Origin of the sequence: Pseudoalteromonas sp. S3785 (genome assembly GCF_005887365.1) — a bacterium.
Classification (GTDB): domain Bacteria; phylum Pseudomonadota; class Gammaproteobacteria; order Enterobacterales; family Alteromonadaceae; genus Pseudoalteromonas.
Map to the genome: position 1 here is coordinate 24,947 of NZ_PNCT01000010.1, position 21,609 is coordinate 46,555.

At 41.8% G+C, this 21,609-nt stretch carries 20 protein-coding genes; 14 read left to right on the forward strand and 6 right to left on the reverse strand.

From position 1 onward, the window contains the following. Window positions 1-2: 2 nt before the first annotated feature. The 3 genes from dapD to map all read right to left on the reverse strand — a co-directional run bounded on the left by dapD (window position 3) and on the right by map (window position 4,346). Window positions 3-830: a 2,3,4,5-tetrahydropyridine-2,6-dicarboxylate N-succinyltransferase gene (gene dapD / locus CWC17_RS03320; protein ID WP_055016171.1), complete on the reverse strand. Its 828-nt coding sequence runs from the start codon at window positions 828-830 to the stop codon at window positions 3-5. Between the two features lie 9 nt (window positions 831-839). Then, a complete protein-coding gene (glnD, locus tag CWC17_RS03325; protein WP_055016170.1) occupies window positions 840-3,458 on the reverse strand; it encodes a [protein-PII] uridylyltransferase in 2,619 nt (872 codons plus the stop codon). A 69-nt stretch (window positions 3,459-3,527) separates the two neighbouring features. Next, window positions 3,528-4,346 carry a type I methionyl aminopeptidase gene (gene map / locus CWC17_RS03330; RefSeq protein ID WP_268795581.1) on the reverse strand — a complete coding sequence of 273 codons (819 nt, stop codon included), beginning with the start codon at window positions 4,344-4,346 and terminating at the stop codon, window positions 3,528-3,530. A 238-nt stretch (window positions 4,347-4,584) separates the two neighbouring features. On the opposite strand from map, the gene rpsB reads away from it, so the two are divergent. The 14 genes from rpsB to CWC17_RS03400 all read left to right on the forward strand — a co-directional run bounded on the left by rpsB (window position 4,585) and on the right by CWC17_RS03400 (window position 17,964). Next, entirely contained in the window at window positions 4,585-5,313 is a 729-nt protein-coding gene (gene rpsB / locus CWC17_RS03335) for a 30S ribosomal protein S2 (RefSeq protein WP_004586918.1), read from the forward strand. A gap of 98 nt (window positions 5,314-5,411) precedes the next feature. Next, window positions 5,412-6,263 carry a translation elongation factor Ts gene (gene tsf / locus CWC17_RS03340; RefSeq protein ID WP_055016169.1) on the forward strand — a complete coding sequence of 284 codons (852 nt, stop codon included), beginning with the start codon at window positions 5,412-5,414 and terminating at the stop codon, window positions 6,261-6,263. A 159-nt stretch (window positions 6,264-6,422) separates the two neighbouring features. Then, a complete protein-coding gene (gene pyrH / locus CWC17_RS03345) occupies window positions 6,423-7,172 on the forward strand; it encodes a UMP kinase (RefSeq protein ID WP_055016168.1) in 750 nt (249 codons plus the stop codon). 13 nt (window positions 7,173-7,185) lie between these two features. Further along, window positions 7,186-7,743, forward strand: a complete 558-nt coding sequence (gene frr, locus CWC17_RS03350) for a ribosome recycling factor (protein WP_055016167.1) — start codon at window positions 7,186-7,188, stop codon at window positions 7,741-7,743. 81 nt (window positions 7,744-7,824) lie between these two features. Further along, window positions 7,825-8,604 (forward strand): undecaprenyl pyrophosphate synthase, encoded by a 780-nt coding sequence (uppS, locus tag CWC17_RS03355; protein WP_055016166.1) that lies wholly within the window; start codon window positions 7,825-7,827, stop codon window positions 8,602-8,604. 21 nt (window positions 8,605-8,625) lie between these two features. Further along, a complete protein-coding gene (locus tag CWC17_RS03360; protein ID WP_138612077.1) occupies window positions 8,626-9,492 on the forward strand; it encodes a phosphatidate cytidylyltransferase in 867 nt (288 codons plus the stop codon). Then, window positions 9,489-10,694: a 1-deoxy-D-xylulose-5-phosphate reductoisomerase gene (gene ispC, locus CWC17_RS03365; RefSeq protein WP_138612078.1), complete on the forward strand. Its 1,206-nt coding sequence runs from the start codon at window positions 9,489-9,491 to the stop codon at window positions 10,692-10,694. The genes CWC17_RS03360 and ispC overlap by 4 nt, the downstream gene beginning before the upstream one ends. Window position 10,695: 1 nt before the next feature. Next, window positions 10,696-12,048 carry a sigma E protease regulator RseP gene (gene rseP, locus CWC17_RS03370; RefSeq protein ID WP_055016163.1) on the forward strand — a complete coding sequence of 451 codons (1,353 nt, stop codon included), beginning with the start codon at window positions 10,696-10,698 and terminating at the stop codon, window positions 12,046-12,048. A gap of 102 nt (window positions 12,049-12,150) precedes the next feature. Further along, window positions 12,151-14,622 carry an outer membrane protein assembly factor BamA gene (bamA, locus tag CWC17_RS03375; RefSeq protein WP_055018260.1) on the forward strand — a complete coding sequence of 824 codons (2,472 nt, stop codon included), beginning with the start codon at window positions 12,151-12,153 and terminating at the stop codon, window positions 14,620-14,622. An 11-nt stretch (window positions 14,623-14,633) separates the two neighbouring features. Then, on the forward strand, window positions 14,634-15,152 hold the full coding sequence (locus tag CWC17_RS03380; RefSeq protein ID WP_138612079.1) for an OmpH/Skp family outer membrane protein: 519 nt from the start codon (window positions 14,634-14,636) through the stop codon (window positions 15,150-15,152). A gap of 7 nt (window positions 15,153-15,159) precedes the next feature. Next, the gene (lpxD, locus tag CWC17_RS03385; protein WP_055016161.1) at window positions 15,160-16,182 is read left to right on the forward strand and encodes a UDP-3-O-(3-hydroxymyristoyl)glucosamine N-acyltransferase; all 1,023 of its coding nucleotides are present in this window, start codon (window positions 15,160-15,162) and stop codon (window positions 16,180-16,182) included. A gap of 27 nt (window positions 16,183-16,209) precedes the next feature. Continuing rightward, window positions 16,210-16,662: a 3-hydroxyacyl-ACP dehydratase FabZ gene (gene fabZ, locus CWC17_RS03390; RefSeq protein WP_138612080.1), complete on the forward strand. Its 453-nt coding sequence runs from the start codon at window positions 16,210-16,212 to the stop codon at window positions 16,660-16,662. Between the two features lie 2 nt (window positions 16,663-16,664). Further along, complete coding sequence (lpxA, locus tag CWC17_RS03395) at window positions 16,665-17,435, forward strand: acyl-ACP--UDP-N-acetylglucosamine O-acyltransferase (protein WP_055016159.1); 771 nt, start codon at window positions 16,665-16,667, stop codon at window positions 17,433-17,435. Between the two features lie 136 nt (window positions 17,436-17,571). Beyond that, a complete protein-coding gene (locus tag CWC17_RS03400) occupies window positions 17,572-17,964 on the forward strand; it encodes a septal ring lytic transglycosylase RlpA family protein (RefSeq protein ID WP_055018254.1) in 393 nt (130 codons plus the stop codon). Here CWC17_RS03400 and cydC read toward each other — a convergent pair. From cydC to cydX, 3 genes are read right to left on the reverse strand one after another with little or no spacing between them, the layout of a single operon-like run. Beyond that, the gene (gene cydC, locus CWC17_RS03405) at window positions 17,947-19,689 is read right to left on the reverse strand and encodes a thiol reductant ABC exporter subunit CydC (protein ID WP_138612081.1); all 1,743 of its coding nucleotides are present in this window, start codon (window positions 19,687-19,689) and stop codon (window positions 17,947-17,949) included. The genes CWC17_RS03400 and cydC overlap by 18 nt on opposite strands. Next, a complete protein-coding gene (cydD, locus tag CWC17_RS03410) occupies window positions 19,682-21,454 on the reverse strand; it encodes a thiol reductant ABC exporter subunit CydD (protein ID WP_138612082.1) in 1,773 nt (590 codons plus the stop codon). The genes cydC and cydD overlap by 8 nt, the downstream gene beginning before the upstream one ends. Further along, a complete protein-coding gene (gene cydX / locus CWC17_RS03415; protein ID WP_004586934.1) occupies window positions 21,444-21,608 on the reverse strand; it encodes a cytochrome bd-I oxidase subunit CydX in 165 nt (54 codons plus the stop codon). Before cydX ends, cydD begins: the two co-directional genes overlap by 11 nt. Between the last annotated feature and the right edge of the window lies 1 nt (window position 21,609).

Genomic DNA, 21,609 nt, shown 5'->3' on the forward strand with positions numbered 1-21,609 from the left:
TTTTAATCATCAATTGAGCGTAGTAGGGCGTTGATGCCTACTTTTTCGCGTGTTTGTTGATCTACTTTTTTCACGATAATTGCAGCGTACAGGCTGTGGGTGCCATCTTTTGATGGGAGTGCGCCTGGTACTACTACTGCGCCTGCTGGGACGCGGCCGTAGTGAATTTCGCCAGTTTCACGGTCGTAAATACGGGTGCTTTGGCTGATGTAAACGCCCATTGAAATTACAGCGCCTTCTTCTACGACTACGCCTTCAACAATTTCAGAACGTGCGCCAATAAAACAGTTGTCTTCAATGATGGTTGGGTTAGCTTGTAGTGGCTCTAAAACGCCGCCTATGCCAACACCACCCGATAAATGTACGTTCTTACCAATTTGTGCACACGAGCCCACTGTGGCCCATGTATCAACCATGGTGCCTTCGTCTACAAATGCGCCAATGTTTACGTACGATGGCATAAGTACCACATTTTTACCTACAAAGCTGCCTTTGCGGGCTACCGCATTGGGTACTACGCGCATACCGCCTTGCTGAAACTGCTCCGGCGTATAGTCGCTAAATTTAAGCGGTACTTTGTCGTAAAACTGATTTACGCCGTCGTTCATTGGTTGGTTGTCGCGAATACGAAACGACAGTAAAACGGCTTTTTTAAGCCATTGGTGTACAACCCATTCGCCTGATATTTTTTCAGCAACGCGGGCAGCGCCGCTATCTAGTAGTTCTAGTGCATCGATAATAGCTTGTTTAACATCGCTAGACACGGTGCTTGGGCTAATGTTGTCGCGGTTGTCCCACGCGTTTTCTATCATCGTTTTTAAATCTGACATGGTGTGTCCTTATTCTGTTTCGGCGTTGAATTTTTTACGTAATGCCTGATGAATTTTGGCTTGCTCTTCATCAGTCAGCGCTTGGTATTCGTTATTTGATACGACAAAGAAATCCTCAGCACGTTCACCTACCGTTGTGATACGGGCAGCGTGAATGTGCAATAAATGCGCTTGGAAAACTTCGGCAATTTTGGTTAGTAAACCGGGTATATCTACAGCTTGAATTTCTATTAGGCTGCGATCTTTACGCGCGTGCGGGCGCAGTACAATTTTGGGTTTAATATTAAAGTCTTTAAATCGTTGCGAGCGATTCTTTTTAAAGCGTATTTTTTTACGTGGCTCGTTCAGTGCTTGCTCAAGCCCACGTTTAATTGACTGAGCACGGCTACTTGCAATAGGGTCGCCGCTCACTTCAAGTATTACAAAGTTAAATAGGGCGTAGCCATCTTTAGTTGTAAGCACCTGCGCGTGTTGTATTTGCGCCTTTTTAGAACCAATTACGCTAACTAAGCGAGCGAATAACGGCCCAGAGTAGGGGCTATAAGCAAACACTTGCGTGCCACCATGCATTGCTTTATCAGAAACAATGACACTGGGTAGGCTCAAGTCTGCGCATTTTAATAGGTGTTCACTTTGCCATGATATTTGCTGCTCGCTAAAGGCAGTAAAGTAATTGGCTTTAAAGCGGCTCCAAATTAAATCAATTTGGTTTTCTAGGTAGCCCAAATTAAGTAAGCGCTGTTTAGCTTGGTGTTTTTTATCGCGTATTTGGTCGCGTTGATCCATTGGGTTTTCAAGCCCTAGGCGCAATGCGCGCTGAGTATGCAGGTAGAGTTCGCGCAGTAACGTGTTTTTCCAATCATTCCATAAATTATCGTTGGTAGCGCGTATATCGGCAACGGTTAAACAATAGAGGTAGTCGAGCTGGCGCTCATTTTTTACCCGTGATGCAAAGTCTTTAATTACACCTGGGTCATTTATATCTTTACGTTGTGCTGTAACCGACATAAGTAAATGGTTACCAACGAGCCACGAAATAAGCTTGCCATCAGATGAGGGGAAACCATGCAATTTAGAAAAAGCAATAGCATCAACCGATCCAAGCTCTGAATGATCGCCCCCACGGCCTTTCGCAATATCATGAAAAATACCCGCTAAATAAAGCAGCTCGGGCTTATCCATACGGGTTACTATTTCACTACAAATAGGAAACTCGCTCACTTTAGATTTATCAAAATATTGGTAAATATTATTGATTAATTTATGGGTGTGCTCATCTACCGTGTAGGCATGAAATAAATCAAACTGCATTTGCCCAAATATATTACGCCACTGTGGTAAATAGGCGGCCAACATGCCGTGCTTGTGCATGAGCGTAAATGCGCGGCCCATGCCGTTTGGGTGTTTTACAATACGCATAAATGCTTCGCGACATGCCGCATAATCTTGTAAATCACCTAATAGGCGCCTGCGTACTTGCCTAATGGTACGAATAGTACTTGGGTAAATATGCGTAATTTCGGGATTGTCGGCAATATGCTCAAACAAAACAAACAGTTGATCGCGTCTAAAAAATACCGATGGGTTTTTAACCCTTATTTGGTGGCCAACACGTTCAAAGTCTTTGTCTAACTCAATTACTGGTGCTTCGCTGCTCTCTGGCATGATACTTTCTTCAAAGTAAGATAACAGCATTTGATTAAGCTCGCGTACGCGGCTCATTATTCTAAATAAGCGTTTCATCATACGCTCAACTGACGCTTTACCATCACTTCCAAACCCGAGTATTTCTGCGGCGTTGGGTTGGTGGTCAAACAGTAAGCGGTTTTCTGAGCGCCCAGCGGCTAAATGCAATGCAAAGCGAATATTCCAAAGGTTTTCTAGGCACTCTGAAAGCTCTTGAAACTCTTCATGCGTTAAGTAGCCGTGGTTAATGAGCTCTTGTAAGGTTTCGGCTCTAAAGTGCTTTTTAGCAACCCAAATAATGGTTTGCAAGTCGCGCAGTCCACCTGGGTTTTCTTTAATGTTTGGCTCTAGGTTATACGCTGTGCCATGGCATTTTTTATGACGTAAGTTTTGCTCTTGTACTTTGGCCACAAAAAATTCGCCGGAGCGCCAAACGGGGGTCTCGATAATATGTGTTTTAAGTTTTTCAAACTCAATGTGGTTACCAAAAATAAGGCGACTTTCAAGCAAGCTGGTAGCAAAGGTAACGTCTTCACGCTTTTGCTCTATGGCTTGTTCAATGGTACGCACACTGTGGCCTATCTCAAGGTTGAGATCCCAAAGCATGGTAACAAACTGGCCTATTTTTTCGCAGATTTGCTCGCTAGGCGGTTGCGTAACGAGCAATAAAAAGTCAATGTCGGAGTAGGGGTGTAACTCGCCACGCCCGTAACCGCCCACAGCAATAAGGGCTAGATCAGGTTCATGAGCTAAATCGTAAACATGAAACAGTTTAATTAGCAGGCGGTCTATAAACTCTGCCCGGGCATTAATTAAATTACCAACTGGTTGCTTAGAGAATTCGTTATGTAACCACTTATAAAAATAGCTAGAACAATCGCGATAATCGCTCAGCTGCTCAGCATCGCTAAGCAACTTTTTTACTTTGTTGGGTAATGCCACGTGGGCTGGCTCCTTATTGAACCTTTCACATATAACAAGCTGTACTTATCATATGCTGTGGTTTTGTTATTAGTGTTCGATAATCCTGTCGATAGTATCATCCGATCGCAGCGTTAAAATTTCAACACCATTTTCAGTCACTAATAAGGTATGTTCCCACTGTGCAGACAAACTACGGTCGCGTGTAACAACAGTCCACTCATCTTTTAAAAGTTTACACTGGCGCTTACCTGCGTTAACCATTGGCTCTATTGTTAAACACATACCCGCTTTAAGGGTTTCGCCAGTACCGGCTTTACCGTAGTGCATTACTTGTGGCTCTTCGTGGAATTCGCTACCTATACCGTGGCCGCAGTATTCACGTACAATAGAGTAATTAAAGCTCTCAGCGTATTTTTGGATTGCTTCACCAATATCGCCTAAACGCACACCAGGTTTTACCATTTTTATGGCAAGGTATAAGCTTTCTTGTGTTACTTGTGCAAGACGCTTACCTTGAATATTAGGTGTACCTACATGAAACATTTTAGAGGTATCGCCATGGTATCCATCTTTAATTACGGTGACATCAATGTTGACGCTATCGCCATCTTTTAACGGTTTGTCATTTGGAATGCCATGACAAATTACATGATTTACAGAGGTACATACCGACTTAGGAAAACCGTGGTAATTTAACGGCGCAGGGATAGCATCTTGCACATTTACAATATAATCATGACAAATTGTATTTAGCTCATCAGTAGTCACACCCGGCACTACATGTGGTTCAATCATTTCAAGTACGTCTGCCGCTAAACGCCCGGCTACACGCATTTTTTCAATTTCTTCAGGGGTCTTGATCACAGCGCTCATTGAGGCTCCAAAGTTGCATTTTTTAACATTTATCGTCGCACAAATTTTGCACGCGACGTTGAGTATTTAATTTTAATATGGTATAAAGCGCGCCGTCTTTTTACAAATAAATTCTTAAATGATTTTTTGTATTTAAGGCAAACACAATTTTATTTTAACACACACACGTATCGTCACATACACTTGGGTGCATTTGAAGTTTAAATACTTCGGTGTTGGTGCTATGGGATATGTGGAGGCCTAACCCTAAACTACATAGAGGATTTACAAAATGGCAAACGTTTCAATGCGCGATATGCTTCAAGCTGGTGTTCACTTTGGTCACCAAGCACGTTACTGGAACCCTAAGATGAAGCCTTTCATCTTCGGCGCACGTAACCGTGTACATATCATCAACCTTGAGCAAACAGTACCAATGTTCAACGACGCACTTAAGTTTTTATCAAGTGCTGCTGCAAACAAAGGTAAAGTTCTTTTCGTTGGTACTAAGCGCGCAGCAAGCGAAGCAGTTAAAGAAGCTGCTTTACAAAGCGACCAGTTCTTCGTTAACCACCGTTGGTTAGGTGGTATGTTAACTAACTGGAAAACAGTTCGTCAGTCAATCAAGCGTCTTAAAGACCTTGAAGCGCAAAGCCAAGACGGTACTTTCGAGAAGTTAACTAAGAAAGAAGCGTTAATGCTTACTCGCGAAATGGAAAAGCTTGAAAAGAGCCTTGGCGGTATCAAAAACATGGGTGGCCTTCCAGACGCTATCTTCGTTATCGATGCTGATCACGAGCACATTGCTATCCGTGAAGCTAACAACCTAGGTATTCCAGTTGTTGCAATCGTTGATACTAACTCTAACCCTGACGGTGTTGATTACATCGTACCTGGTAACGATGATGCTATCCGTGCAATCAACCTTTACACTAGCTCTGTTGCAGCTGCTATCACTGAAGGTCGTGAGAACAACATCGTTGCTCAAGCTGAGAAAGACGACTTTGTAGAAGCTGAGTAATTAGCTGTCATCAAGTCTTCACCTTTTTAAGGTGAAGACTTGCTATTCTTGTAGAGCGGTTTACCCGCTTATCTAATACCTGATTTGAGGATTTACTAATGGCTGTAACTACTGCCCTAGTTAAAGAATTACGCGAGCGTACTGGCGCTGGCATGATGGATTGTAAAAAAGCGTTAACTGAAACTGATGGCGACATCGAGTTAGCGATTGAAAACATGCGTAAGAGCGGTGCTGCAAAGGCTGCTAAAAAAGCAGGTAACATTGCTGCTGAAGGTACTATCATCATCAAGAAAAACGATGGTGTTGCAGTACTTGTAGAAGTTAACTGTCAAACTGACTTCGTAGCAAAAGACGAAAGCTTCTTAGCATTTGCTAACAAAGTTGCTGACGCTGCTATCGCTGAAACAATCACTATCGAAGACTTACAAGCTAAGTTTGAAGAAGACCGTGTTGAGCTAGTAACTAAGATTGGCGAAAACATCAACGTACGTCGCCTTCAGTACATCACTGGCGAAACACTTGTTGAATACCGTCACGGTGAGCGTATTGGTGTTGTTGTTGCAGGTGTTGCTGATGAAGAGACTCTTAAGCACATTGCAATGCACGTTGCTGCATCAAACCCAGAGTACTTAACGCCTGAAGATGTACCTGCTGACGTTGTTGAAAAAGAAAAGCAAGTACAAATCGACATCGCGATGAACGAAGGTAAGCCTGCTGAAATCGCTGAAAAAATGGTTGTTGGCCGCATGAAGAAATTTACTGGTGAGGTTTCTCTTACTGGTCAAGCTTTCATCATGGAGCCTAAAAAATCTGTTGGCGAAATTCTTAAAGAGAAAAACGCAACAGTTACTAGCTTCGCACGTGTAGAAGTTGGTGAAGGTATCGAGAAGAAAGAAGAAGATTTTGCTGCTGAAGTTGCTGCTCAAATTGCAGCTGCTAAAGGCGAGTAAGATTAACTATTTGTGATGCATAAGGAAATTAGATGCCATTAAAGTACTATTTGCTTTTGCGTCACGCTTAGAAATTCTTTAAAATAACCGCGCTTTTATGTTTATCATAAGCGCGGTTATTTTTTACCCATAATTCAATAAAAAGTTGGCCCCAATACTATGACTATCAATCGTAAACCTATTTTTAGACGTGTTCTTCTTAAATTAAGTGGTGAAGCTTTAATGGGAGACGAAGGCTTCGGCATCGACCCTAAAGTATTAGATCGTATGGCTCAAGAGATTAAAGAGCTGGTAGAGCTTGACGTAGAAGTGGGTTTGGTTATCGGCGGTGGTAACTTTTTACGTGGTGGCTCGCTAGCTGAGGCTGGCATGAACCGCGTAGTGGGCGATCACATGGGTATGCTTGCAACGGTAATGAATGGCCTTGCAATGCGTGATGCGCTACACCGTGCATTTGTTAATTGTCGTTTAATGTCGGCAATTCCACTAAACGGCGTATGTGACGCATATAACTGGGCCGAAGCAATTAGCTTATTGAAATCTGGCCGCGTTGTTATTTTTTCAGCAGGCACAGGTAACCCGTTCTTTACCACTGACTCTGCTGCGTGTTTACGCGGTATTGAAATTGAAGCCGACACGGTAATTAAAGCCACTAAGGTTGATGGGGTATTCAGTGATGATCCGGTTAAAAACCCAGATGCCACGCTTTATCGTCATTTAAGCTACAATGAAATCATTGATAAAGAACTAAAAGTAATGGATTTAGCGGCGTTTACACTCGCTCGCGATCATAATATGCCATTGAGCGTATTTAACATGAATAAATCAGGCGCGTTAAAACGCGTAATTATGGGTGAAGAAGAAGGCACGCTTATCTCTTCACAAGCCTCAGATGAAGTAATCAAATAATTAGGATTAAACCGTGATTAACGATATTCAAAAAGATGCGCAAGAGCGCATGCAAAAAAGTGTAGCAGCACTAGGTAGTCAATTATCAAAAATCCGTACGGGCCGTGCTCATCCGGCAATATTAGACGGTATCATGGTATCGTACTACGGCGCTGATACACCACTTAACCAAGTGGCTAATGTAACAATTGAAGACTCTCGTACTCTAGCTATTGGCGTATTCGATAAGTCTTTAGCGCAAGCTGTAGAAAAAGCAATTATGGCGTCTGACTTAGGCTTAAACCCAATGTCTGCAGGTACGGTAATTCGTGTGCCACTTCCTCCGCTTACAGAAGAGCGTCGTAAAGATTTGATTAAAATTGTACGTGGCGAAGTAGAAAGCGGCCGTGTTGCTGTGCGTAACATTCGTCGTGATGCTAACGGCGATATTAAATCGTTATTAAAAGATAAAGAAATTTCTGAAGATGAAGCGCGTCAAGCAGAAGATACAATTCAAAAGCTTACAGATAAATTCATTAAAGAAATGGATACGCAGTTAACTGCTAAAGAAGCTGAATTGATGGAAATCTAAGCAGCTAAATAACCTCAATGTAGGTTATGAAATATATTAGTTTTGAAACGCCGTCTAGGGTATACTAGGCGGCGTTTTTTTATGGAATACTCAATATTTATGGTTCTAGACGCTGACACAATTTCACAGCAATGCTTACCTAAACATGTTGCCATCATCATGGATGGTAACGGGCGTTGGGCACAAGCTAGAAATAGACCTCGTGTGTTCGGGCATAAAAAAGGCGTGGACGCAGTTCGTCAATCTGTTCAGTTTTGTACTAAATTAGGGATACAATCGTTAACCTTATTTGCTTTTAGTAGTGAAAACTGGCGCCGCCCCGAAGACGAAGTAAACACGTTAATGGAGCTTTTTTTGTTTGTTTTAACAAAGGAAGTCAAAAAGCTTCATAAAAATAATGTAAAACTGACCATTATTGGAGATTTATCACGATTCTCTGAAAGTTTACGTAGCAAAGTAAACGCTGCGCATGAACTAACAGCAGATAACACCGGTTTGCATTTAAATGTAGCCGCTAATTATGGCGGTAGATGGGATATGGTAAATGCAGCAAAGCAACTTGCATTACAAGTTGAAAACGGACAACTCAAGGCTGAGGATGTTACAGAAGAGCGCATAGCACAGCATATGAGCATGGCAGACCAAGCCGAGCCGGATTTATTAATTCGCACGGGTGGTGATGTTCGTATTAGTAACTTTTTACTATGGCAAGCTGCATACGCGGAACTTTACTTTACCGACACTCTTTGGCCTGATTTTAACGAAGCCGCATTTGCAGAGGCCATTGCGTGCTACGTTGCCAGAGAAAGACGTTTTGGTTGCACGGGCGAACAAATAAAACAACTACTCGCTCAAACCTAAAATAGAATAAGGGTCACAATTTTGTTAAAACAACGAATTTTAACCTCGGTTGTATTAGCGCCGTTAGCGCTAGCCTTGGTTTTTTATACTCCACTAACACTGTTTAGTTATTTCGCCGGTATTATTGTTTTACTTGGCGCGTGGGAGTGGTCTGCATTTATGGGTCTGTGTGGAAAATTAAAGCGCGGCGCATTTGTCGTGTTAATCGCCGCCTTATTGGCGCTATTAAATTTACATTGGCCAATAGAGTCTTTGTGGCAAAACGGCCAGTTGGTTGGTGATGCTAATTACCTGTTTACGCTCTCGTTTGCATGGTGGATTGTGGCCAGTTATTTAATTTGGCGCTACCCAGCTATGGCTAAAGCATGGAACGAAGGCCTAGTAATGCGTGGTATTGCAGGGTTGCTTACCTTGGTTCCTCTTTGGCTAGCACTTAACACCTTACGCAGCGCCCAATACGCTGAATCAACGCATTTTGGCTCGGTACTGATTTTAGTTGTACTGGGTATTGTGTGGAGTGCCGATGTAGGGGCTTACTTTACAGGTAAAAGTTTTGGTAAGCACAAGTTAATGCCAAAGGTAAGCCCAAACAAAACCATCGAAGGTCTAGCCGGCGGTGTGGTTGCATCAATTATATTTGTTTTAGCATTTTGTCACTTCACTGGTGTGGACTTTTCTGTATGGCCTATTTATGCCTTAATGACCGCATTTATCGCTTTATTTTCAGCTGTTGGTGACTTGCTCGAAAGTATGTTTAAACGTGAAGCAGGCCTAAAAGACAGCGGCCGCTGTTTACCTGGGCATGGCGGTATTTTAGACAGAATCGACAGCTTAACTGCTGCAGCACCTATGTTTGTAATGTGTTATGCATGGACCTTGAGTTTATGAGCCAACAGCAACAACTTGTTATTTTAGGCGCCACAGGTTCAATCGGTTTAAGCACATTAGACGTAGTCGCAAGAAATAAAACGTTATTTAACGTATTTGCTTTAACAGCAGGCAATAATGCAAAAAAAATGGCTGAGCTGTGTATTGAGCACGAACCGTTATATGCAGTTATGGCTACACAAAGCGCGGCAGAGCAACTATCGTCTTATTTAAATAATACGCCATGCCAAACCTTAGTAATGCATTCACAGCAGGCTATGAGCGATTTATGTGCCCACCCTGATGTAGATACCGTTATGTCGGCTATTGTGGGCGCTGCCGGTTTACTGCCTACACTAAGTGCTGTTGAGGCCGGTAAAAAAGTACTCCTGGCCAACAAAGAATCGTTGGTTATGTCAGGGCAATTGTTTATTGATAAGGTAAAACAGCACAAAGCCACATTGTTACCCATTGATAGCGAGCACAACGCTATTTTTCAGTGCTTACCTCACTCACTTCAAAACGCAAATGCTGATCAAAGTTTACAAGAAAATGGCGTAAGCAAACTTTTACTTACCGGCTCAGGTGGGCCTTTTTTAACGCGTGATATTAATACCTTAAAAGATGTAACAGTTAGCGAAGCCGTCGCGCACCCTAATTGGTCTATGGGACAAAAAATATCGGTAGATTCAGCCACCATGATGAACAAAGGCCTAGAGTTTATTGAGGCAAAATGGTTATTTAACTGCGATACCAGCGATATTGACGTGGTTATTCATCCGCAAAGTATTATTCATTCTATGGTGCAATACCACGATGGCTCTATTTTAGCGCAAATGGGTAACCCTGATATGCGCACGCCTATAGCGCATGCGCTTGCTTATCCTGAGCGGATAGATGCTGGCGTGAAGCCACTAAACTTTTCGGATCTTTGTGATTTTTCGTTTACTAAGCCCGACTTCGACCGTTATCCAAATTTACAACTCGCTATTAACGCGTGCAGTGCCGGGCAAGGTGCAACTACCACCGTTAACGCGGCAAACGAAATTGCTGTTGCGGCATTTTTAAAAGGTCAAATTGGCTTTACTGACATTTATAAAATTAATGCACAAACACTCGACGATGCGACATTTACGAACGTACAAAGTTTGGAAGAAATTTTAGAGTGTGACAAATTAGCCCGTGAACGTGCGGCGCAGCTAGTAACAAAAGTGATTCATTAATATGTTAGATTTTTTTTGGAACCTTGGCTCGTTTATTTTAGCGTTAGGTATTTTAGTTGCTATTCATGAATATGGACACTTCTGGGTTGCCCGTAAGATGGGCGTTAAAGTACTGCGCTTTTCAATTGGTTTTGGTAAACCACTTATAAAATGGCACGATAAGTATAATACAGAATATGTAATAGCTGCTATCCCACTGGGTGGCTACGTTAAAATGCTTGATGAGCGTGTTGATGAAGTACCTCAAAGTGAGCGTCATTTATCATTTAACGCTAAATCTGTTCAGGCGCGTATAGCGATTGTTGCCGCCGGACCGTTGGCAAACTTTTTATTCGCCATTGTAGCGCTTGCTACTATGTATATGGTGGGCGTACAGTCGGTAAAACCTGTGGTAGGTAGCATTACCGAAGGAAGCCGTGCAGAGCAGGCGGGCATTATGCCCTCAGAGCAAATCATTAAAATTGGCGGTGATGATATTACTACTTGGCAAGATGCAACGTTTGCACTTATGTCGAGCTTAGGTGAACAAAGCGTGCCCGTTGTTGTGCGTAATCAGAACTACCAAGAGCAAACAAAAATACTCAACGTCGAAGGTTGGAAGCTTGATAAACAAGATGTGCCACCACTGAGTTCGTTAGGTATTGTCCCCTTTAGACCCCAAGCCACATTAACGATTGCGGCTATTACTAAAAACTCTGCTGCCGAAGTGGCAAATTTACAAGTTAACGATACGATTATCGCCGTAAATGGTGAAACAATAAGCGATTGGCAGCAATTAGTTAATCTTATTACGCAATCGGCTAACAAATCTTTACAATTTAGTGTAAAAAGACAAGATAGTATAAATAGCGTAATAGTAACGCCTAAATCGCGTATTAATGAACAAGGTGTTGAGCAAGGGTTTTTAGGCGTTGCGCCGGTTGTTCAGCCTTGGCCTGAGGGCTATGTTGAGACCAGAAGCTTTGGTCCGCTTGATAGTATTGCTCGTGGTACTCAAGAGACTTGGCGCCTTATAACGCTTAGCTTTGACATGATTGGTAATTTAATTACAGGTCAGGTTTCGGTTAAAAATTTAAGTGGTCCTGTGGGCATTGCAGTTGGGGCAGGAACTAGCGTAAGCTACGGACTAGTTGCCTTTTTAAGCTTTTTAGCGCTAATTAGCGTTAACTTAGGTGTATTTAATTTATTGCCTCTGCCAGTGCTTGATGGTGGACACTTAATGTATTACATAATTGAACTTTTCCGTAAAAAGCCGGTCTCTGAAAAGACACAAGAATTTGGTTTTAAAGTGGGCGCCTTGCTGCTCATATTTTTAACATGTTTCGCTTTGTTCAATGATGTATCGCGTTTGTAGTTACAGCGTGACAATTACTAATTAGAACACGATTGTAAGCATCACTAACTATTAGTTTTGATGTTAAGCGGTAATACAGTTGTAAAGGATAAAGATAATAAAATGGCTATAAAAAAACATTTGGCAGTTTCAAGTTTATTGGGTGCAAGCTTTGCAGCCCTAGGCCAAAACTCCTTTATTGTTGAAGATTTAAAAATTGAAGGCTTGCAACGTGTAGCACTTGGTGCAGCACTTACGCATGTTCCTATCAATGTGGGCGATAACGTTGATGACTATACGATTTCAAAAACAATAAAGTCACTTTATCGTTCAGGTCACTTTGACAACATCAAAGCGTTACGCGATGGTAATAACGTTATTTTCAAAGTTACTGAGCGTCCTACTATTAGCTTTATTGAGTTTGAAGGCAATAAAGATATAAAAGATGAGCAGCTTAACGAATCACTCGATCAGCAAGATATTCGCCAAGGTGAACCACTTGATAAAACTGTTATCGATAATATCGAAAAGGGCTTAGTTGAGTTTTTCCACAGTATTGGTAAATACAACGCCACCGTTGATATTAGCGTAACTAAGCTGCCACGTAACCGTGTAAAGCTTAAGCTAGAATTTGACGAAGGCGAAGCCGCCTCTATTCGTCAAATCAACTTAGTAGGTAACGAATTATTCTCTAACGAAGAACTTTTAAAGCTTGCTGAATCGCAACAAGATTTACCATGGTGGCAGTTTATGGGTAGCGACCGTTACCAAAAACAAACCATTGAAGGCGATTTAGAAAAAATCCGTAGTTTTTATCTGGACCGTGGTTACTTACGTTTTAATATTGATTCAACGCAAGTATCAGTAAGCCCTGAGCGAGAGTCAGTGTATGTAACAGCTAACTTAACTGAAGGTGTTAAATATACGGTTAAAGGTTTTGACTTTATTGGTGATTTACTTGGCCGAGAAGAGCTAATCAAAAGCGTTATTCCACTTCGCGCCGGTGAGCTGTATAACGGCTCTGTAGTCACTTCATCTGAAGAATTTATAAAAAGCTATTTAGCGCGCTTTGGTTATGCCAATGCCGAAGTTCGTACAATTCCAGAAATTGACGATGAAAAACAAGAAGTGCAACTTACGCTGTCGGTAAATCCGGGTAAACGTGTATACGTTCGCCGTATTATTGTGGGTGGTAACCAAAATACCGCTGATGAAGTAGTTCGCCGCGAAATGACACAACTTGAAGGTGCATGGTTATCTAATCAAAACCTTGAGCGCTCAAAACTGCAAATCCAACGTTTACCGTACATGGAAACTGTTGATTTTAACGTAGTACCAGTACCGGGTGTGGATGACCAAGTTGATGTAGACTTTACGGTAAAAGAGCAATCGGCAGGTAGCTTTAATGCGGGCTTAGCATATGGTTCATATGCAGGTTTACAGTTTAATATTGGTGTCACCGAATCTAACTTTTTAGGCACGGGTAACCAAATTGGCTTAAATCTAAATACCTCGACAGGTTCTGAAAGCATTAGCTTGTCGTACACCGACCCTTACTTTACGCCAGATGGCGTATCGCAAGGCAGCAGTATTTTCTACAACAACTACGATGCCAGTAAATTTAGCTTAGTAGATTATAAGTCAACAAGTTATGGTATTGGTACCAACATTGGCTTTCCAATTGATGCGGTGAACCGTGTTAACTTTGGTGTACGTTGGATTCAAGAAGAACTATCAGAAATTGCTGAGTACGAGCAAACACGTGTACTTCGCGAAACCTTCTTAGATGAAGAAAACCCAGATGCTGGCTTTGACTTTACTAAATATGAGCTAAGCGTTGGTTGGTCGCGTATTACCGTTAACCGTGGTTTATTCCCAACAGCGGGTTCGCGCCAAACATTAAATTTAACAGCCACAACGCCTAATTCAGATCTTCAGTACTTTAAACTGAACTATGATTCGCGTTTTTACTGGCCTATTTCTAATGACCACCGTTGGGTGTTCTCAACACGTGCAGCGCTTGGTTACGGTAATGGCTATGGGTCGACTAATGGCTATGAGCAAACACTGCCGTTCCAAGAGTACTTCCGTATAACTGAAATGGAACTACGTGGCTTTGACCGTAATACAATATTACCTCGTGCTGTATCGCGTATTCCTTTATCAATTCCTGGTACTCCAAATGCTGATGGGACGACAACCGGTAGTATTGGTGGCTCAGAAGAGTTTGATATTTTAGTACCACAAGGGCGTATCGGTGGTAATGCAAAAGCGGTTGCAGGTATGGAGCTAATTGTACCTACGCCGTTCTTAGATGAAGAAAACACCAGCTCTGTACGTACCAGTTTCTTTGTAGATGCTGCTAACGTGTGGGATACTGAATTTAACGTTGACCGTTTCCAAAACTTAGCGCCAGATGAGCGTGCTAAGTTGGACGATTACTCTGATCCAATGCGCTTTAGGGTATCGACCGGTTTATCTTTACAATGGATCTCTCCAATGGGTCCAATGCTGATTAGTTTTGCGTATCCATTGCAAAAAGAAGAAGATGACGATACAAAGACCATCAGCTTTAATATTAGTAACACTTTCTAAAGGAGTTTTTTGTGAAAAAATTATTTAAATCAACAGCAGTAGCCGTGTTAGCAACATTGATGATGGGCGCCTCTGCAAGTGCTTTCGCTCACAAAGTAGGCATTGTTGATATGCAAGAGATCTACAAGCAAATTCCTCAAATGGCTAAAATTGAGCAGTCTTTACAAACTGAGTTTGCTGAGCGTCGTCAAGAGCTGGAAAAACTACAAGGCGATATCCGCTTTGAAGCAGAAAAATTTAAGCGTGAAAGCACTACTATGAGCCAAGCTCAAAAAGATGCATTACGCGATAAAATCCAAGGCATGCAAAAAAACCTTGCTGAAAAAGGCCGTCCTTTAGAGCAAGAAATTAAAGCACGTCAAAACCAAGAGCTTGCTAAAGTTCAAGGTTTAATCATTAAAACAATTGAAGAAATTGCTAAAGATGGCGACTTCGATGAAGTTAAAGTTAAAGACACAACTATTTACTTTAACCCTAAAGAAGTAACTGATCTTTCAAGCAAAGTTGTATCAGCAGTTAGTAAGAAATAATCACTCTATGCAAAATTATACGCTTTCGCATATTGCGGAACTTCTAGGCGCCGAGCTTCAAGGTGATGGCGCTTTAGAAATTACAAAAATAGCTACACTTGCAAATGCCCGTTCTGGGCATATTGCATTTTTAGCGAACTCAAAATATCGCACCCAGCTTGAAACCACGCAAGCCAGCGCAGTTATTCTTAGCGAAGCCGATGCGCCGTATTTTAATGGCGCAAAAATCATTGTTGGCAATCCGTATGTAAGTTACGCAAAGCTTGCACAATTTATGGATACAACCCCGCAATCGGCGCAGCAGGGTATTCATGCCAGTGCCACTATTCACCCAAGTGCAACGGTAAGTGCAAGCGCAGCTATTGGAGCAAATGCAGTGATAGAAGCCGGTGCTGTTATTGGCGATAATGCACAAATTGGTCCGAACAGTTTTATTGGCGAACGTGTTAAAATAGGTTCTGGCACAAAGCTTTGGCCGAGTGTAACTATTTATCACGATGTTGAAATTGGCGCTGATTGTTTGTTCCAAGCAAATACTGTGGTTGGCAGTGACGGATTTGGCTATGCAAACGAGCGCGGGCAGTGGGTTAAAATACCACAGCTAGGCTCTGTGATTATTGGTGACAAGGTTGAAGTGGGCGCAAGCACAACAATTGACCGTGGCGCACTTGATAACACGATTATACATAGCAATGTAATCATTGATAACCAATGTCAAATAGCACACAACGTTGAAGTTAACTCGGGTACTGCCATTGCAGGTTGTACTGTACTGGCTGGCAGTGTCACCATAGGCAAAAACTGCCAAATTGGCGGGATGACAGCAATTAACGGTCACATGTCAGTATGTGATGGTGTTATAATTACCGGCATGAGTATGGTGACTAAATCGATCACCGAGCCGGGTATTTACTCATCTGGTATGCCCCATACAACTAATAAAGAATGGCGTAAATCAATTGCTCACTTGCGTAATCTTTCAGACATGAAAGCTCGTCTTAAAGCGCTTGAAGCATTGGCTAAGTCATAAACGTTGAACACAAATAAGGATGCTATTTTGGCAAACGAATTAAATAGCCTTGATATTCAAGAAATTTTAAGTTTATTACCCCATCGTTACCCGATGCTTTTAATTGATCGTGTTATTGATTTTACACCAGGTGAAAAACTACATGCGATTAAAAACGTAACAGTTAATGAGCCAATTTTTACTGGTCACTTTCCAAACCAGCCAATTTTCCCAGGTGTGCTAATATTAGAGGCAATGGCGCAAGCAACTGGTTTACTTGGTTTTAAAACCGTTGAAAACCGTGGCGATAATGAGCTTTACTTATTTGCTGCAGTAGATAATGCGCGTTTTAAGCAGCCTGTAGTACCTGGCGATACTATGCATTTACATGTAGAGTTTTTAAAAGAGCGTCGCAATATATGGAAATTTGCCGCTGAAGCAAGAGTCGACGGCAAAGTAGTATGTAGTGCCGAAATTATGTGTGCGAGAAGAGAGTTTTAATAGTGATCCATTCTACAGCAATAATCGAACCTGGCGCTAAACTAGGCAACAATGTCTCAGTTGGTCCATATAGCTATATTGGCAATGATGTTGTGATCGGTGATGACTGTATTATTGAGTCTCACGTTGTTATTAAAGGGCCGTCTACAATTGGCTCTGGCAATCATATTTTTCAATTTGCGTCAGTAGGCGAAGCCTGCCAAGACAAAAAATATAACAACGAACCAACCACGCTTATCATAGGCGACAATAACGTTATTCGTGAGTGCGCAACGATTCACCGTGGTACTATTCAGGATCAAGGTGTTACTAAAATTGGTAGCAATAACTTATTTATGGCGTATACCCACGTTGCACACGATGCTGTAATTGGTAACAACGTTATATTTGCTAACAATGCAAGCGTTGCAGGCCATGTGCATGTAGGCGATTGGGTTATTTTAGGTGGTAACTCAGGTGTGCATCAGTTTTGTAAAATTGGTGATCATGCCTTTATTGGCATGTACTCAGGTGTTAATAAAGATGTACCGCCATTTGTAACCACCATTGGTATGCCTGCAGGCCCTGCAGCGACCAATAAAGAAGGTATGAAGCGCCGTGGCTTTGAAAGCGATGAGATTATGGCTGTACGCCGTGCTTATAAAGCGTTTTATCGTAAGAGCTTAAGTGTTGATGAAGCAATTGCCTCGCTCAGCGAAGATGCCGCTAAGTACCCTGCTGTACAAACTATGATTGATTTTGTAAAAAGCTCTGAGCGCGGAATCGTAAGATAAGCGTTTTATGCTTTAAAAAAACCACCTTGGAGTAATCGACGGTGGTTTTTTATTGTCTGAAACATACTTTAATTCAGTACACACTCAGCCTCGTAAGGTTAACCTTTGCGCGAATTTTTATAATTAAAGCGCAGTTATGTCTTTTACTAAGTTAATTTTTACCCTCAGTTTTTTGTCAATTTTAGCTGCGTGTAGCAGCCAACCTATAGTTACCTCTGCCAATGGCGAGCGTACTCAGTTAGGTAAAGCCTCTTATTACGCTAATAAATACCATGGCCGTACAACGGCAAACGGTGAAACATTTAGCCAAAACGCATCCACAGCTGCGCATTTAGATTTACCCTTTGGTACAAAAGTGAAAGTTACAAACTTGGCAAATAATAAATCGGTAATCGTAAGAATTAACGATAGAGGTCCTTACGTTAGAGGGCGGGTTATTGATTTATCGCTAGGTATGTTTAAAAAAATTGCCGACCCTAAAGTCGGCGTTATCGATGTATCAATCAGCGTTTTAAAACCGAGTAGTTAAGGCAACGTAATCGGTATACTCTTCGCTAAGCGCTTTATGAGTACCTTGTGCTACTAGGTTGCCATTTTCTAGCCAAATAATATTATCCATTTGCGCTAAAAGAGCTGGGTCGTGGGTAATGGTGAGTACACTTGCGTTACTCATTACCTGCATAATAGCGTTCATTACCGTTTGCTTAGATTGATTATCAAGCCCTTCAGTAGGCTCATCAAGGACTAAAATGGCTGGGTTTTGTAATAAAGCTTGCGCAATGGCTATACGCCTTGATTGGCCTTGAGAAACGCTTCTTCCGCCTGTGCCTAAACGTGTTTTTAGACCATCTTGTAGCGCATTAAACCAAGGCGCTAGCTGGGCAAGGTTAATGGCTTCAAGCATTTCTTCTTTTGTGGCGTTTGGCTTTGCATAGCGTAAATTTTCACTGAGTGTGCCATCGAAAATATGGTGCTGCTGCGCGAGTATATTAATAACGCTTGCGCGGGTGTTGCTGCTTAGTGCGTGAAGATCTTCTGCGTTATTTTCATCACTTAGCCTAATGCTGCCTTGCTGCACTGGCCATAAGCCGGTGAGTAAATTAACTAATGTGCTTTTACCACTGCCGCTTCTGCCTACAATCGCTACTTTTTGCTGTGCTTTAAGGGTAAAGCTGATATTAGTTAAAGCGGTGTGCTCTTGGTATTTATAGGCAATGTTATTAAGCGCTAAAGTTGTGTTGTTTTTATCAAACTGTATCTCAATTAACTTAGTGCTATTAGCTTCTTGCGCTGTGACTTTATCTTCAAGTGTAAATAGGCGCTCAGCGGCTTTGAGTACATTGGGCAGCTCTATAAACGCGTTAGGGAGCAGTAAAACACTTTCAAAGCTTGCTAATACAAATAGGCTTAGCATAGCCAGCTCAACATTTACCATAGCGCCGCTATAAACCAAAGGTACAATAGTGACTATTGCGCCAAGCATAGCGAGTTGTACCACCAACAAACTTAAACCGTCACTATTTGCTAGTGCTTTATGACGACTAAAAAGTTGTTGGTTATACTGCTCGTTTAGTTCATTACACTTTGAAATTTGCCCAGCACGAGCTTGATAAATACTCAGTTCTCTAAGGCCTGTTAGGGTGTCAGAAAGCTCTGATCTAAGTTGTGCACTGAGCTGTGTTTCTTTATGACTATTTTTATTTAATTTAGCACTTAATAGAGCTGGTAAAACAACACCAATTAATAAAATGCCGATAAAACAAATAAGCGCAACGTTAGCATTATAAGCTGCCATAAACACCATAATAATTGGCACACTCAATAGTGCCACTAGCATTGGCAGTAATATGTTTAAGTAAAATTTATCGAGCGCATCTACATCATTTTGTAAGCGGTTGACTAAATCGGCGCTGCGACTCATTGCTAAATCTACATTATTTAGCTTGCTTAGCGTGGCAAACATATTAACGCGTATTTCACTAAGTAGTAAAAATGTCGCGTTATGCGTTACTAAGCGCTCACCATAGCGTGATGCAGTTCGTACAATCGCTAAAAACCGAATGGTTCCTGCAGGGGTAAAGTAGTTCATGTGTACGCCAGCAATACCCGCTGCCGCCATAGAGGCTAAAAACCACCCTGATATGGCTAATAAGCCCACGTTTGCAAGTACCGTTAGCGTTGCTAAAAAGGTACCCAGTAGCATGGCTTTATAATGCGGGCGGCAAAGCGTTAATAGCCTAATAAAATTAGTCATTGTTTGCTCCTTGTGCTTGCAAATTAAGGAGTGATTTAAATGCGCCTTGTTGCTGCTCAAGTTGGCTGTAGGTGCCTTGCTGTGCTATTTCGCCATTTTGCATAACAAGGATGTTATTCGCGTTTTTCACCGTATTTAGCCGATGAGCAATGACCAACACTAAATGGTTTTTAGCGTAATGAGTTATAGCCTGCTGAATAAGCTGTTCGGTTTGGCTATCAAGGTGGGCTGTAGGTTCATCAAGCACTAAAATAGGGGCTTGTTTTAAAAACGCTCGAGCAAGGGCTATACGTTGTTTTTGCCCGCCAGAAAGCCCTTCACCTTGCTCGCCTATTAATGTATTAAAGCCATTAGGTAATGTGTTTATAAAATCTAAAGCGCCAGCTTGGTGCGCGGCTTGCTCAATTTCTAATTGTGTAGCATCTGGTTTGGCTATTTTTATATTATCGCTAATGCTTTGATAAAATAGCGTGGGTGTTTGGGGTATCCACGCGATTGAATTTTGTAATGTATTAATGCTTGTCGCATCAAGTGGTTTATTATTAATACTTATCTGCTCAATCACCTGTGGGTGAAACCCTAATAAACAATCAAATAAAGTACTTTTACCTGAGCCACTTGCGCCCACTAAAGCGACTAACCCTTTACCGGGTAACGTAAGGTTTATATTTTTGATGCCTTCATGACTATTGGGATAAGTAAAGTTTAAGTTGTTTATGCTTATTGAGTTTAAAGGCGCCGCAAACGTTGTTTCATTTTGCTGTGATTGTTCAGGAAGCGGAGCATTTAAAATAGCGATCATATCGGCTGCGGCACTAATACCTTGCAAACGGGCATGGTAATGGCTGCCTAATTGGCGCAGGGGTAAATAAAACTCTGGAGCGAGTAGTAAAACAACAAAGCCAGTTGCAAAATCAAGCGTGCCAAAAAACAGCCTAAAACCAATAATTACTGCCACCAGTGCCACACTAATAGTGGCTAAAAATTCCAGTGCGAATGATGATAAAAAGGCAATTTTTAAAACACTGAGTGTGGCGTGCCTAAAGTCATCAGAAATGTTGGCTATTTGTTTAAGCTCTTTTTGCGTTGCGTTAAACAATTTAAGTTGTGTTAAACCTTGTACGCGGTCAAAAAAGTAATTCCCAAGTACAGCAAGTTGTTTCCATCGCTGTTGATTAAGTGCTTCAGCTTTATGACCAACCAAAATCATAAAAAATGGAATAAGCGGGGCGGTTAATAAAAAGATTAAGCCAGCCTTATAATCGGTAGGGAATATAACCACTAATATTGCCAGCGGAATAAGCGCGCTGTAAGCAACGCCAGGTAAATATTTAGCGTAGTAATCGTGCAGTGCTTCAACGCCATCGTGTAAGGTGTTGAGTGTAGCGCCTTGGCCGTGTTGTTCAATATAACTTGGGCCAAGTTGCGTCAATTTGGTTAATAAGGTTTGGCGCATAGCCGATTTTATTTTAAGTGCCGCATAAGCACTGAGCCTTTCGCTAATAGCTAAAAATAGAGCCCTGAGTAAAATAATCCCCGCAAGCGGCCAAAGTAAGTGAGTTACTTGGCTAAGGCTTGCACCTGCAAACATAACGTTATGAATAGTGTGAGCCAGTAAATACGCACCTGCAATCATTAAAATAGCGTTAAATGTGCCCAGCGCAATACTTAACTTTAACCATGCACCCGCAGGCTTACTTTGCTTTTTTAAAAAAGCGCGCAGAGATTGCTGCTGCGCGCGATTTGGTCGGGGGTTAGTCGTCATCTTTTGTGTTGTTAGCTTCGTTTAGTAAATCGTGCATCGGTTGTTCATCATCAGCTATGCTGTTTTTATTTTGATGAAACTCGTACCACATTACATTTATAACACCTAAGGTACAGGCTAAAAGTACACCTAAAATCCAAGCGAAATACCACATA